This window comes from Kitasatospora sp. NPDC001095, assembly GCF_053598615.1.
This window is the reverse complement of sequence record NZ_JBSFKQ010000091.1, coordinates 1-13,263: the sequence shown is the minus strand read 5'-3', so window position 1 is coordinate 13,263 and position 13,263 is coordinate 1. Positions and strand designations below refer to the sequence as shown.

The window sequence follows — 13,263 nt, the reverse complement described above, 5'->3', positions numbered from 1 at the left end:
GTCGCGACCCAGCAGTACGAGGGCGCGCAGTGCCAGCGGATGCTCTCCATGGCGCAGGGCACCCTGGAGCGCAAGGACGCCTCCGGCTGGAAGGCCCTGCCGGCGCTGAGCCAGGGCGGTGGCATGGACTACGCCGGCACCGGCAACGACGCGGCCTTCACCCTGGCCGCGGGTGAGAGCCGCACCGTCGAGTACCGGATGGCTCTCGACGCGGGCAACCAGCCGGGCAGCCTCACCGTCGAGGCGGACGCCCCGGCCCCGCACACCACGTCGTACACGGACATGACGAAGAGCGTGGTGACCACGAAGGTCGTCGACCGCCACCGCCCGACGCTGGCCTCGGCCTCCAAGCCGACCCCGCTCACCGTCGGCAAGACCCCGACCGAGTTCACCTTCAAGGTCGCCTCGCCCGACGGACCTCACCTGCTGCGCCCGGTGGTGCGGCTGTCCTCCTCCGCGAGCGAGGGCCTGTCCGCGTCGGACGTCACGATGGAGGCGAAGGTCGGCGGCGAGTGGAAGTCCTTCGAGGTGACCGAGGACTGCAACGGGAACCTCGGGGTGGCGCCGGCCCAGCTGGTGGGCGTGATGAAGGGCAACCCGGTCGAGTACACCTTCCGGGTCGGCCTGAAGCGGACCGGTGCCGCGCCGGTGCGGATCGAGGTCGGCGGCGCCTCGGACGGCCACTACGGCGCCGTCACCACCCTGCGGCCCACCGTCCAGCGCTGACGCCAGCGGCCCGCACCGAAGGCCGAAGGGGCCGGTCTCCCACTGCTCGGGAGGCCGGCCCCTTCGTCGTGTCCATGGTGCGACGGCTCAGAAAGTGTTGGGTTAACAGATCACTACTGGTTGTTGAGGTCGTCGGCGAGGCGGTCGGCGTGATCGAGGTCGTCGAATCGGTATTCGTCACCGTCCGGCTCCACACCGAGGTCACCACGGACGCAGGCGGTTGGCCCCCTGGCCTCTACGCTCGGGGGTCACCACGATGCCCCGGTGCCGCAGCAGACGGCGGATCGCCCGGCTGGCGCAGGTCTTGTCGTCAGCCCATGCCCTGGCTTCGTCGTCGAGCCGCCGGCTGCTCCGACGGACGCGGGCGCCGGAGCCGTCCCGGTAGTGTCCGGATGCAAAGGATCAAGCGATTCCACCGGGCCGCACCGCTGCCGGCGGACAAGGGGAGGCCAACGTGATCACGGGTACCGGCCGGAGGATCGTTCTGATCCGTCATGCGCAGGCCGAGCGGGAGACGACGGTCGACGAGGAACGGCGGCTCGACGGGCGAGGGCAGGAGGAGGCGTCCCGGGCCGGGCGGTGGCTGGCGGGTTCCGGCATCACGCCCGATCTCGCGCGGGTGTCCGGAGCTCGCCGGACCACGGAGACCTGGGAGCGCGTGGGCGCCATGCTGGCACGGCTCCCCGAGACGGTCCACGAACGGGGGCTCTACGACCTGAGCGTGGACATCCATCGGCGGGAGGCGGGGATCGCCGGATTGGTCGCGATGGTGCGGGAGACCTCGGACGACGTGGGCAACCTCGTCCTCGTCGGACACAATCCGAGCCTGCCCGAGCTGGTCGGGTTCCTCACCGGAAAAGCCGACGACGGCCTCTCCGAGCGGGTGGAGGAGTCCGGGTTCCCGACCGCCTCCGTGGCCGTCCTCGATTTCGACGGTTCCTGGCAGGGGCTCGGGCCCGGCGTCGCGAGGATCACCGCGTTCTGGACCCCCTCGCAGGGCTGAGAAAGTGTTGGGCAAGTGATCAACTCCGTGGCGCGATGCACTGGCGGTGATCTTCGCGTTTGAGGCATCCGCGAAGATCACCGTCATGTGTGTCTGCTCGTGCGAGCGCTCCTGACTCGTCGTTGACGGATGCTCGATGGGCAGTGATCGAGCCGCTGCTGCCGGAGCGGGATCCGCGACGGCGCGGTCGTCCGCTGAAGTTCCCGCGTCGGCTGGTCGTGGACACCGTGCTGTACGTGCTGGTCAGCGGATGGGCCTGGCGGCTGGTGCCGCACGATCTGGCACCGTGGGACGCGGCCTTACCGATGGTTCCGGGCCTGGACGGCGGACGGCACCTGGGACCGGGTCCACGACGCGCTGCGCACAGCTCGACGCGGTTCTTGGCCGCCCAGCGCCTGATCTGCTGGCCCTTGTGGGCCGACAGGTTGTCCAGGATGACGTGGATCGGGGCGCCGTCCGGGCGGGCCGCCCGGATCGACCTCACAGTACGGGCACATGCGCACGGTCCTGGACGCCCGCGTCGCCGGCGGGTACGGGACCCGCAGCCGGCGCGGCATCCACAGCGTGCTCGACGTCGAGACGGCTCTCGCCGCCGCCGACACCGCGGCTCGCCTGCACGAGCGGATCGCCGCCGGTGAGAAGATCTCCGGCCCGGCTGCCCGCCGTGCCCTGACCGCCGCCGCGACCACACCCCGCTTCGAAGGCCGCACCGTCCACAAGGTGTTCGCGAAGAAGGCCGCCGCGTTCCTCGCTCGCGACGGAATGGTCCTGTTCGACAACCCCGACGCCCACCTGATCTGCGTGTTCAAACGGGACACGGCTCTGTGCGACCCGGATACCGATGTGACCGCGCCCAACCAGTACGCCTGCCAGCCGGGCTGCGGCAACGCCGTCCGCACCGATACCCACGCTGCCGGCCTGCGCGAGCGGGCCGGCGAGCTGGATATCCTGGCGGCCGCCTCCCCCGAACCGGTCGGTCGGCGGCTGAAGCGCAACGCGGACCGTTTGCGGGAGGTCGCCGACATCCACGACGCCACCGCCCAGCCAGCCGAGGCCCTGACTCGACTGCCAAGCACCTCGTCACCGCGGTCGTACGCGTGCCGCCCTGACGCCGGGTTCACTGTGCGAGCTCAGGAAGGCGGTCTGCGGACCGATGGCCTGAGCGACCACTTCTGGGTGCGTCAGCTGAGGATGGTGCCCCGCGCCGGCAACCACTGTCACGGTGGCGTGCGGGAGAGTGTCCAGCAGCGACTGTCCCTCGACGGTGAGCGGATCGTCGGAGCCCAGGACGATGTGGACACGCCCTGGGTAGTGCTGCAGCTTGGCCTGGAGGTCAGCACGCCACTGCGGGTTCGCCGTGGCGGCCAGAAGCCCGGCGGCGGTAGCCCCAACGGTGCCCCGGCGGAGATCCGCGACAGCCGACCGGAGCGCGGCCGCGTGGCCCGTGGTGCCGGTCAGCCGCTCGGCCAGCGCCTCGGGGGGTGTCCGCCTCAGGTACCAGCGGGTCAAGGCCGTCCGCCTGACGGTGCGGGGCGGGTGCCCCTGCAGGAAGAACGGTGACACCAGCGTGAGTTGATCCACCGCATCGGGGTGGGCGGTCGCGGCGTCGACGGCGGCCGCGGCGCCGATGGAGTGACCCACCAAGTGACGGGCACCGGTCTCGGTGACCAGCGCGGTCAGCCAGGACTGCCAGTCCTCGCGGCATCCGGCGCTCATGCCCAGCCCCGGCAGGTCGACGGCGCGCGCGTGCCCGACCGCCGTGACGACCGGCGCCCAGGTGTCGGCGTTGACCGGCAGACCGGGCAGCACCACCGTGGGTGCGCCTGCCTTGCCGAGCTCGAAAGTCCGTATCCCGCCCAGCTTGGTGAATCGTCTGTCACCTGCGGGGGCGTCGCCGAAGCGGTGGGCTGCAAGGTGGTCGGCCCAGCGGCGGATCGTCGTGGCGGTGTCCGGCATGGCCAGCCCGTGCCGGGCGGCGAAGGCACGGGCCGAATCGGTCGGGTAGCGGTCGGTCGACAAAAACGTCAGGGTCTCCGGGTCGGCCTTGGTGAGCCACTGGGGCAGCCGCTTGAGCAGGGACACCGGGACCCGTGTCCTGGGTGCCTTGACACCGTAGTGCTCCGCTATGAGCGTGAGCAGGTCGGGCAGTGCGGGCGTGTCGTCGTCCAGCGTCCAGTACGCAGTGCGGTGGGTGGCCTCGTCCATCGGAAGCAGCGTCATGAAACGGGCGAGGTAATCGACCGCGACCACGGGGACGAACGTGTGCCCGTTGCCCGGGAGCGCGGGAAGCGAGCCGTGCCAGAGGTCTTTCATATTGGAGGCGAGTCCGAGGTACTGGTCGGACTCCCCGGTGGCGCTGTCGCCGATCACGCTGGCCGGGTTGACGATGGACCAGGGAACGCCCAACTGCCCTGCCAGGTCCTGGAAGACGGCGTCCGCCTCGGCCCTGGACGCCTCGTAGGCGCCCAGGGCCCGGTAGGCCTCCTGTCGATACTCCTCGCTCCACGGGGCGGCGTCCTGCCCGCCCACGCGGTATCCGGAGACCTGAACCAGGCGGCGCAGGTTCGGCAGCCGCGCCGCGAACGCGACGACCGCGCGGACGCTGTCCACGTTGGCGCGACGCGCCTCATCCACCGACATGCCGAACCGGTAGGCGCCGGCGCAGTTGTAGATCTCGGTGATGTGGTCGCACTCGCCGTCGATCAGTGACGCCTTGGCGAAGTTGACCCGGAGGTCGGCCGGGCTCTGGTCGTACCCGCGCCCGGCCAGCCAGCGAGTCAGCCGCTGGTAGGACTCATGGCTCCGGCTGGCCGTGCTGACTCGAACGCCGGCCTGGCCGAGCGCGAGTACCAGGTGGCGCCCGATCAAGCCGCTTGCACCCAGCACCAGTGCATGCCGGTCCCCCGCGCTCATGCCGAAGCCTCCGCGCTCTGTTCCAGCAGCACGGTGATCGCCTGGGCGGCACAGTGCAGCGGCTCGGTGGACCGCTGGGCACGCGAGACGATCACCGCTCCTTCCACCATGCTGACCACGGCTGTCGCCAGGGCCCGGGCGGCGGGACGAGGGCGGCCGTGCGCACTGAGCAGGTCGCTGACCGGCGCGATCCATGACTCGAAGGCACGGGCGCAGGCGTCTCGCAGACGTTCGCTCTGCGCACCCATCTCCAGTGTCACCACCGAGACCGGGCATCCCAGCTGGAAGTCGCTGTCGTCGAGCATCCCGGCCAGTTCGTCGATCACACGGCGTACCACCTCACCCGGCGTGGCCGACCCTCGCGCCGAGTCGGCGACGAGAGAGCCGAATCGCGCGGCCGCCAGCTCGACGGCCTTCTCTCCGAGGGCCTCCTTCCCCTGAGGGAAGTGGAAGTAGAGCGACCCTTTCGGGGCGCCCGCGTGCTCCACCACCGTGTTGAGTCCCGTGCCGCTGTAGCCGTGCCGCTGGATCAGTTCCAGCATCGATTCCGCCAGTCGCGAGCTGGTCCTGGCTCCCTTGGTTCCATCCATGACTCAAAAATAGACCGGTCTATAGATTTTGTGAAGTGCCTCAAGCTTGTCGCAGCGATGTCCACCTCGGTGCCGACCGCACCCGGCCGGGCGGCCCTCCCGCCCCGAGAGGCGGTCCGTCTGCGGGCGGGCCGCAAGAACCCGGGGAGCGCGGCTGGCCTTGCCGAGCCAGTCGGCGACATTCCGGTCGATGCTCCCTTCCGCGAGCGCTCCTACCGCCTGACCGAAGTACGCGGGTTCGGCTTCCGCCTCGCCGACAAGGTCGCCCTGTCGCTCGGCTGGTCCGAGACCGGCGAGGACCGGCTCCAGGCCGGCCTGACGGGCGCCGCAGCGCCGGCAGGTGTACTGCTGTGCCACTTCGGCGATGGCTAGAACTCGACCCGTGGGCAGTCGTGGCAGCCGAGTACCAGTCCGCGCGGCGTAGGAGCCCGCAGGCGCTCCACGCGTCGATCCGCGCCCGAAGCCGGCGCTGTCTGCCGGAAGGGCTGAGCGGTTGTGGCCAGGCAGCCAGTGCGACAGCAGCGCCCACGAAGCCGGTGCGGCCAGTGCTTCGACGGTCAGGCTCACCCGGGTGAATGACGGCCTCTCCACGTGGTTCCACCTGTGAGCCGGGACAGGGGTGGGGCGCCGACGGCGGGCGCGGAAGCCCGTTCTGGCCGTCCCAGGGGATGCGCTCTGCGGCCGTCCGGGGGCGCTTCAGCCGGGGGCCTGGGTGGTCTGGGTGAGCTGGGCGACGGTCTTGGCCGCCGGGGGTGGGACCGGTGACGAGTTCCAGAAGGGACGGGCTGGTGGCGGGGACGGTCAGCAGGGTGGCGAGGACGGCGGCGGTGTCGGCCCGGTCGATCTCGCCCGGCCGGTGGTGGCGGCGAGGTGGACTCGGCCGGTGCCGGGGCCCTCGCGGAACCAGGCTGGCCGTACCACGGTGCAGTCAAGGGGGCTGCGTGCCACGAGCGGGTCGGCCGGGCAGGACCTGGTCGGACTGGCGCCCATTGCGGAGAGCATGACGAAGCGGCGCACCCCGGCGGTCCGTGTGGCGTCGGCGAAGGCGAGGATCGCGTCGTGGTCGACCCGGTTGGGCTGCCCGGGGGCGTCGCCGAGTCCTGCACCGGCGGCGTAGAGCACCGCCCGGACCTCGCCCGCTTCGGCGATGAGCGCCGCGAGGCGGGGCCGTGAGCTCGGGTGAGCGGGCGAGCAGCCTCCTGAGCTGCTGCTGGTCGTCTTCGCGCAGGTGGTCGGGGTGGCAGGTGATCCAGCGGGGAGCCTCGCGGGGCGAGGGGGGTCGGGCCATCGGCGGTGTGGTTGCCTCGGCCCTGCGGCCGGGATGCAGTGGCCGGACGTAGTCGCGCAGGGTGCTGTAGCTGCAGCGTGCGCCGCGTTCGCGCAGCTCGCGGTGGGAGGGATGACGCCTACACGCTTACGGTCTGCCCAAGGTTTCCCCGCCAGAACGCGGTTACTTCAGGTCAGCCAGGCCGCTCTCGGTCAGAAGAAGTCGTGTGAAGTGATGTTGTGGCCGCAGCCGTGCCTTGCGCAGTCCAATCCTCTCGTCGCAGTTTTTGGAAATTCGAAGTCCGGACACCTGTGGCAGACGTGGCAGGGGAAGACGTCGGGGCCGGGATCGGAGTCACCGTCCGACAGTAGGGATCGTGCCTCCCCATGGAGCGACTGGAGCCGCTCTCTGACTTGACCGAGGTCGCCCGCAATCCGCTCCAGGGCCTTCTTCTGGGAATCTGTCAGGTCGTCGGCAGAACGCATCGCCACACTCCGTTGCCATTGACGGCCTCTCAATGGCCGCCAGCGATGCCCTTATGGTGACTCCAGATACGCATGTGTGCACTTTGGCTGCCTTTACCTCCACCACATCCGCATGGGCGAGCTGCGCGACGCAAAGCACTGGTTCCACCAGGCCGCCCGCCTCGACGAAGACGCCCCCGCCCCGCTTCCGCCCGCCCTGCCGAACCTACCTGGATATCCCGACCTCGCGGCACTCATGGCCCCGCCGATGCCCGACACCACCGGCCTGCCCAGCCCCGACTACGCCCTGCGGGTGGCCATCGACGGCCTGCCCGCCACCAGCGACGGGATGTGCGGGCCGTTCAGCCTGCCCACCGGCGACATCGCCCACCAGCTCCAGGAGCCGGCCACCCACTGAACTGCCACGCCGGGCCCGCACCGCGCGGGCCCGGCCCCGCCGACCACGGCGAAGCCCGAACTCTCCCGCCACGCTGTGCACGCTCACGAACCGCCTGGATGCACCCGCACCACGGTCCTCGCGCTGCGCCGAGCTGCCGGTGCGCAGCCGGCTGCGCCGGATCGGGCGGTGCGGTGCAATCCGGCGGCGTCCGGGCCGGTGGTGGGCGGATGGGGTAGTGCCCCGCCCGGGCTGGCCCGGGCGGGGCGAACGCGCCTGGCCGGAGGGGTTGTCCCCTCCAGGTCCTGGGGCGTCAGCTAATGCAGTGAACTTTTGCCGAGTCGCGCACCGGCTCCGGGTTTCCCTTCGGACAGCCGCCGCCCGCCGTCCCGGCGAGCCGGGAGGAGCGCAGCGATCGTCCGGTGTCCCCGCACTGAGAATCGCGGTGACATGCGTTCAGACGGGTCAGACGTTAAGCGGTGTTAAGCCGCAGGGCCCGGATCGCAGTGTGATCTGGTTCACGCAGGTTCGTCACGGTGTGTCGCTGAGTGGCCCCGGCTCTGCGGGGGCCCCTCAGCGCATGGGACTCCTCTTGTCGTACGACGCCTCCGGCGCGGACGAGGGTGAAGGGCGTGCGCAAGCGCGGGCCGCGCCGAAGCTACACCGGGATCTTCACTGACGGAGGTGAACGACCGCATCCACCGCGAGACCCACCGGATCCCGGCCGAGCTGCTGGCCGAGGAACGGCTGCGCCTGCACCCGGTGCCCGAGCAGCTGTTCACCGCCGCGTTCGGCGAGGCCCGAAGGGTCGCCAAGGACTCCACCTCCCAGCTTCACGGCCAGGCGCACCGAGGGGTCGTTGGCGGCCTGGGTGCACAGCACCACTGGCTCTGCGGATAGCGCCCCGGCGAACCAGCGCAGGGCCGCTGCGCATGCCTCGGCTGCGTATCCCCGTCCCCACGCTGTCGGCAGGAACATGTAGCTGAGCTCGGCGTCGTTGCCGTGCGGGTGGATGCGGCCGGGTCGCGCCGTGTCGCGCCGGTCGAACGTCACCAGGCCGATCATCTGCCCGCTGTGGTCGACGACGAAGGTACCGGGACGCCGCCCCGGTACTTCGGGAAGCGCATGTTCGACGTCCTCACGGGGCCGCGGACCGCCGAGGTAGGTGCGCACCTGAGAGGAGGTCAGCAGCTCGACATACGCCGCCCGGTCCCGGGCCTCGGACTCGCGGAGCACGAGCCGAGGCGTCCTGAGCGGAGCGGACGGCCACACCACAGGTCCAAGCTCAGCCATGCCAGCAACCTACCCGGCCGAGCCCGAGGCCCGGTTGGAGGCGGCCCGCGGCCAACGCCGCGCTGCCTCCGTGTCGGACGTGCCGGGGTCCGATCGGTGAGAAGGCCGACGCCGGACTGGAGCTGCGGGAGCCGGCCGGCCCGGACCGGCTGGAATACCCGCAGCGCCCTGCCGGGCGCCATCGCCGCACCGACCAGCGCCAGGAAAACCCCGGCGGGCCCTGCGGGCGCTGACGTAGGATCCGGCCCCGTGCAGAGTGACAGGACGACCGATTCCGACGGCGCCCGGGAGGCCGGGAAGCCCAGCGGCCTCCAGGCGATCTGGGCGAACACCCTGGTGCCGGTGGCTCCACTGCCCTGGTACCGGCGGGTGCCCCGCAAGGCCGTGATCATGGGGGTCGTGGTCGTCGGCCTGTTCGCCGCGCTGACCGTCGCGGCGGTGACCGGGGCCGGCGCCCCGACGCGGCACCGGATCGTGCTCGCGGACCGGATCGGCGACCAGGTGCGGCTCCCGGACGAGGGCAGCACCCTGGCCCTGCGCGCCGACTACGAGCGGCGGATGACGACCCTGCGGCCGTACCGGGAGCTGACGGTGGCCGGCTACGGCGCCGCCGGGTCGGTCAGGACCACGCTGACCGTGGTCGGGCTGACCGGCAGCTACCCGGACGTCCGGCGGGAGCTGGACAAGTACTTCGGCAGGCTGGCGGTGAACGACCTGTCGGGCGAGGTGGTGGCCGAGCGCCAGGACTACCCGGCCGGCCCCCTCGGAGGCGCGCTGGACTGCGCGGTGCTCGACTACCCGGCCGTCTCCCAGACCACCTGCGCCTGGGCGGACGGCACCACCGTCGGCATCGTCGTCGACGAGACGGGCGCCAGCGAGCCCGAGGAACTCGCCCGGCGCACGCTGGACATCCGGGCCGCCGTCGAGGTCGAGGCGAAGGACTGACCGGCGGCCCGGTGCCCGATCATCCCGGTTGTGGCCCCGGACGGGGGCGATGGCGCCGTCTTCCGGGTGAGCGGCATGCCTGTCGTCGGTCCCGGTACCTGCCGGTCGTAGGGCGATGGTGCCGGTGTTGATGGTCGAGGTCGACCGCTCGACCATGGCCCCGGCCGACGTCGCCGCGAAGTTCCCCCCGGCTATCGCGAGCTGTTCCGCACCAAGGTCCGCGACAACGACCCGGCCCTCGCCGACCGGGAGCCGGCCGACCGTACAGTGCATTGGTGGCGCCGTACCTGGCCCGGCCACACGCCGCCCGGGTACCCGCCGTGGTCGTCGCCGACGCCGGACCGGTCGCGCTGGCCAACCGGCAGCAGGCCGTCGCCGCGGATCTGTCCGCCGACTGCTGGCGCGGCCGGTGGTGCAGAGAGGTCCGCGACGACAACGACGACGGCTGGCGCGAGTACGACGACGCCGTGCCCATCGTCGCGACCACCCTGGAGCTGCCGGCCGCCCGCGGGCCGCTCGGGCCGGTGTGGTGGCGCTTCGGCCGCGCGGGCCGGCACTCCCTCATCGAGTCGCTGGAGAACCCGAACAACCGGGCCGCCTACGACTTGCGCCAGGCCGCCCGCGAGGACGAGCAGCAACGGGTTCACCAGGAGCTGATGGACTCCCTGGTCTGCATCGACTGCGGCGACGTTCCCGAGGAGGAGAGCACCTGGGCGTACGGCCCGAAGGGACAGGTCGAGTGGACCCGCCGCCCCGGCGGCCGTTGCTGGCCCTGCCACCAGGACCGCGGGATCGCCTGGAACGGGAGGCCGAAGAACAACTGGAGGCCGCCCGCGCAGCGAACGCCGCGCTGCGCCCGTGCTGGACGTGCCGGGGCTCAATCGGGGGGAAGGAGGGCTCGGAGCTGGAGCTGCGGGAGAAGGCGGCCCCGGACCGGCTGGAGTGCCCCGAGTGCGTACAGGCCCGCGCCGCAAAGGACCGCGCCGCAAAGGACTTGGGCCCGCTGATGCTGCCGGTCCCTACCAAGCGCGAGCTGGTGGCCGCGCTGGTCTCCACTCCAGACGATCCGTGGTGGAGGACCGCGTGCGCCACGCAAAGCTCTACCCGGCGAAGGGCCGCCGGGTGTGACCTGTTGGTGTTGGTGGGCGTGGAATGGCCCCGCACAGCGTATTGTCTGGACCTTTGGTTGTGCCTGTCGGGGTGGTGGCGGGGTGGGTGTTCGGGGCGGGTTTGGTGTCTGTGCGTGGTGGTGGGTGGGGTCGGGGGTCGGGTCGGCCTGCTTGGGGGTCGGCTTGGTGTTGTGGGTTGTTTTCGGGGGTGAATTCCGCCGGGTATTTCCGCCCGGTTGTTTTGGCGGATTGGTTGCTGGTGGTGGTCTGAATTTGGGTCGGATTTGCTGGGTGGGGGTGATGGCGGGGGTTGGTGTTCGGTTTGGTGGTCCGGGCCGGGTGCCGCCGTCCCGGGCCTGCCGTCCGGGCCCCTCTGCGTCGCTGTCCAGGCCGTGCCCGCCTCGCTGCGCCCTGTCCGGCTCGCTGGGCCGCCGTTCGGCACTGGGCGGGCACCTCTCGTCGTTTTGGTCGTTGACCGTGGCATGGATGAGGACGAGTGGGACGAGTACCTGGACCCCGACGACGACCGGCCGCTCCCGCGCTGCATCGAGTGCGGGCGGAACTGGGGGCACGCCGCGGGGTGTGACATCGCCCGGCAGGAGGCCAGCGACTGGCCACTATGAGCTCCCGAGGCTGACCCGGCCGTCCTGGCCGGCCTCGCTTCCGGCTGGGTGGCCGTCAGGCCGCCCCGGGGCTGTTCTGGTGGTGTCCGGGAGACCGTTCCGGCGCCGTCCCTGGTGGGTGGGGGTTGTCGCGAGTGCTGTCGCGTGCTGCTGTCGCGTGGGGTGCTGTCGCGCCGTGTGACGTGGGCGGATGCCGCTGATTCCCTGTGTGTGGTGGGGGCGCGACAGGTGGGTGCGACAGGTGCCGGGGTGGGGCCGCGGCTGCTGTTGGGGTGGTGGCTGCTGCCGGTGCCGGCGACCGCCAGGAGCCGGTTGTCCTGGCCGCCGTCCGGGGTCGCCGACGCCGTCCCGGGTCCGCCGTCCGGGGTACGGCCGGGACGGCGGCCGCTGTCGGGGCCGGCCTTCTCCTGGTGGTGGTGTTCGGCGGCCTGGTGGTGGGTGCGGGGTGCAACGCGGGGTGCAACGCGGTGTTGCGCGGGGGTGGAACACGGGGCCGTGTTGCGGGTCTGACCAGGTGTTATGTGGTTGGGAGGGGCCCGGCTGGGCGTGTGGTACCTGCCGTGTTGCACCTTCCGCTCGGTCCGCCGGCCCCGGCTGCTCCCCGCCGTCTGCGCTGCCGTGCTGCTGCGCCTGGCCGCCGTCCTCGCCGCCGTCCGGGCCGTCCTGGTCGCCGTCCGGGCCGCGCCCGTGCCTGGCCTGGCTGCCGTCCTGGTCGGCCGCCAGGCCGTCCCGCTGCGCCCGGCCTGGCCGTCCTGCTGCGGTGGCCCGGGCCCGCCCTGGTAGCGGCCTGACCGCCCGTCCTGACCGCCCGTCCTGGCCGTCCCGGCTCCTGGGTTGCCCGGCCGTCGCGGGCCGCGCTCCCCGTCGTCCTGGTCCGGTGTTCGGTTTGGTGTCGCTGCCCCGGGGATTTCCTCGTTGACGCTGGGCGGGATTTTCTGGGCGGTTTGGAAGGGTGGTCACCGTGTCGGCGTGGAGGGCCGTAGGCCCATTTTCGGCGTGCCCGAATTCGATTCCTCACCGCTGCGCCCCGGAAGGGTTAAGGATTGCCCCCCTGAAAGGGAGAGAAAGAGAATTCGCATTCCCGCCGCAAGTGCGGCCGGACAGAGCCGGGATGGACGGTTGCCGCGAGGTTGCCTGTTCGCCTCCAGCGCCCGCAGGGGAACCGGTACGATAGAGCTGTACGAAAGCCGGAGAAAGGCCGCCGGATACGCTTCGGATGCCCGGTTTGGGATCGCGGTTGGGGGCCCGTCAGGGGCCGCCGTGCGGGGCGTCCGTGAGGGCCCGCCACAGGGACGGGGGAGGGCCGGGCCGCACCGGTGGCCCGGGGACGTCTCCCGGGGGCCGCAGGCCCCGCTCCACGAGCGGAGGATGGGCCGCCAGCCCAGCAGCCGCAAGGCGAATCCGCCCCCTGAGCGCCCCACCGGCCGGGCCCGGGAGGGGGCCCAGGGGTGGGGTTGTGACTGATACCAGAAGTCCGCGACACATCGTCAACGCCGAGGGCCGCAGGCCCCGGCCGGCACCCCCGCCCGATCGGAGGGATGGCCTACTACCCGAATTTCGCGTCACATCGTCAACGCTCACCCCCCGGGCGTAGCCCGGGAAACCCTGCCAGCAATCCGGCCCGTAGGGCCGTGAAAACACCAGCCCAACAAGATGGGAAAGCCGACCGGTTGACGGGCCGTAGGCCCGGGGAAAAGCCACCAGATAGGCGGAGCGCAGCGACGCCCGACGCCCACCCCAACGGCGCGTGCCGCGCCCACGAATTTCGCCGCAGGCGAATTCCCCCAACCACCCACTACCCGCCGAGGCGTAGCCGAGGCCACGCCACGCACGGTGACGCCGTAGGCGGCACCCCCGCACCTGGCGGTGCGTCAGCACCGCCGCTCCCGCGTCAGCGGGAGCTTAAGCCGCAGGCTTCCGCCCCCCGGCGGGG

Annotated in this window: 13 protein-coding genes and 2 pseudogenes; 9 read left to right on the top strand and 6 right to left on the bottom strand. The window is 71.7% G+C overall.

Annotation, left to right across the window (positions count from 1 at the left end):
• The 3 genes and pseudogenes from ACWDBB_RS35470 to ACWDBB_RS35460 all read left to right on the top strand — a co-directional run.
• The coding region (locus tag ACWDBB_RS35470; RefSeq protein WP_449793526.1) for a hypothetical protein at positions 1–726 on the top strand (726 nt) is incomplete at its 5' end.
• A 454-nt stretch (positions 727–1,180) separates the two neighbouring features.
• Positions 1,181–1,729: a SixA phosphatase family protein gene (locus ACWDBB_RS35465; RefSeq protein ID WP_449793525.1), complete on the top strand. Its 549-nt coding sequence runs from the start codon at positions 1,181–1,183 to the stop codon at positions 1,727–1,729.
• 89 nt (positions 1,730–1,818) lie between these two features.
• Positions 1,819–1,965: pseudogene (locus tag ACWDBB_RS35460) on the top strand (transposase); the annotation flags it as partial.
• A 125-nt stretch (positions 1,966–2,090) separates the two neighbouring features.
• Here the strand turns inward: ACWDBB_RS35460 and ACWDBB_RS35455 are convergent.
• The 4 genes and pseudogenes from ACWDBB_RS35455 to ACWDBB_RS35440 all read right to left on the bottom strand — a co-directional run.
• Positions 2,091–2,258, bottom strand: a pseudogene (locus ACWDBB_RS35455) (IS630 family transposase); the annotation flags it as partial.
• Positions 2,210–2,758 carry a hypothetical protein gene (locus ACWDBB_RS35450; RefSeq protein WP_449793527.1) on the bottom strand — a complete coding sequence of 183 codons (549 nt, stop codon included), beginning with the start codon at positions 2,756–2,758 and terminating at the stop codon, positions 2,210–2,212. The gene ACWDBB_RS35450 and the pseudogene ACWDBB_RS35455, both read right to left, overlap by 49 nt.
• A 51-nt stretch (positions 2,759–2,809) precedes the next feature.
• The gene (locus ACWDBB_RS35445; RefSeq protein ID WP_449793524.1) at positions 2,810–4,642 is read right to left on the bottom strand and encodes an alpha/beta fold hydrolase; all 1,833 of its coding nucleotides are present in this window, start codon (positions 4,640–4,642) and stop codon (positions 2,810–2,812) included.
• Positions 4,639–5,232, bottom strand: a complete 594-nt coding sequence (locus ACWDBB_RS35440) for a TetR/AcrR family transcriptional regulator (RefSeq protein ID WP_449793523.1) — start codon at positions 5,230–5,232, stop codon at positions 4,639–4,641. Before ACWDBB_RS35440 ends, ACWDBB_RS35445 begins: the two co-directional genes overlap by 4 nt.
• Before the next feature lie 57 nt (positions 5,233–5,289).
• On the opposite strand from ACWDBB_RS35440, the gene ACWDBB_RS35435 reads away from it, so the two are divergent.
• Positions 5,290–5,604, top strand: coding sequence for a helix-hairpin-helix domain-containing protein (locus ACWDBB_RS35435; RefSeq protein ID WP_449793522.1), 315 nt, complete (start codon positions 5,290–5,292; stop codon positions 5,602–5,604).
• A 429-nt stretch (positions 5,605–6,033) separates the two neighbouring features.
• Here ACWDBB_RS35435 and ACWDBB_RS35430 read toward each other — a convergent pair whose 3' ends face one another.
• The gene (locus ACWDBB_RS35430; RefSeq protein ID WP_449793521.1) at positions 6,034–6,354 is read right to left on the bottom strand and encodes an NAD(P)H-binding protein; all 321 of its coding nucleotides are present in this window, start codon (positions 6,352–6,354) and stop codon (positions 6,034–6,036) included.
• A gap of 742 nt (positions 6,355–7,096) precedes the next feature.
• Between ACWDBB_RS35430 and ACWDBB_RS35425 the strand changes: the two genes are divergently transcribed.
• A complete protein-coding gene (locus ACWDBB_RS35425) occupies positions 7,097–7,381 on the top strand; it encodes a hypothetical protein (RefSeq protein ID WP_449793520.1) in 285 nt (94 codons plus the stop codon).
• A 651-nt stretch (positions 7,382–8,032) separates the two neighbouring features.
• Here the strand turns inward: ACWDBB_RS35425 and ACWDBB_RS35420 are convergent.
• A complete protein-coding gene (locus ACWDBB_RS35420; RefSeq protein ID WP_449793519.1) occupies positions 8,033–8,653 on the bottom strand; it encodes a GNAT family N-acetyltransferase in 621 nt (206 codons plus the stop codon).
• 249 nt (positions 8,654–8,902) lie between these two features.
• On the opposite strand from ACWDBB_RS35420, the gene ACWDBB_RS35415 reads away from it, so the two are divergent.
• The 4 genes from ACWDBB_RS35415 (at position 8,903) to ACWDBB_RS35400 (ending at position 12,113) form a co-directional block, all read left to right on the top strand.
• Positions 8,903–9,598, top strand: coding sequence for a hypothetical protein (locus ACWDBB_RS35415; protein ID WP_449793518.1), 696 nt, complete (start codon positions 8,903–8,905; stop codon positions 9,596–9,598).
• A 275-nt stretch (positions 9,599–9,873) separates the two neighbouring features.
• Positions 9,874–10,605: a hypothetical protein gene (locus ACWDBB_RS35410; RefSeq protein WP_449793517.1), complete on the top strand. Its 732-nt coding sequence runs from the start codon at positions 9,874–9,876 to the stop codon at positions 10,603–10,605.
• 584 nt (positions 10,606–11,189) lie between these two features.
• On the top strand, positions 11,190–11,330 hold the full coding sequence (locus tag ACWDBB_RS35405) for a hypothetical protein (protein ID WP_153471551.1): 141 nt from the start codon (positions 11,190–11,192) through the stop codon (positions 11,328–11,330).
• Positions 11,331–11,876: 546 nt separating this feature from the next.
• A complete protein-coding gene (locus ACWDBB_RS35400) occupies positions 11,877–12,113 on the top strand; it encodes a hypothetical protein (protein WP_449793516.1) in 237 nt (78 codons plus the stop codon).
• Positions 12,114–13,263: the final 1,150 nt, after the last annotated feature.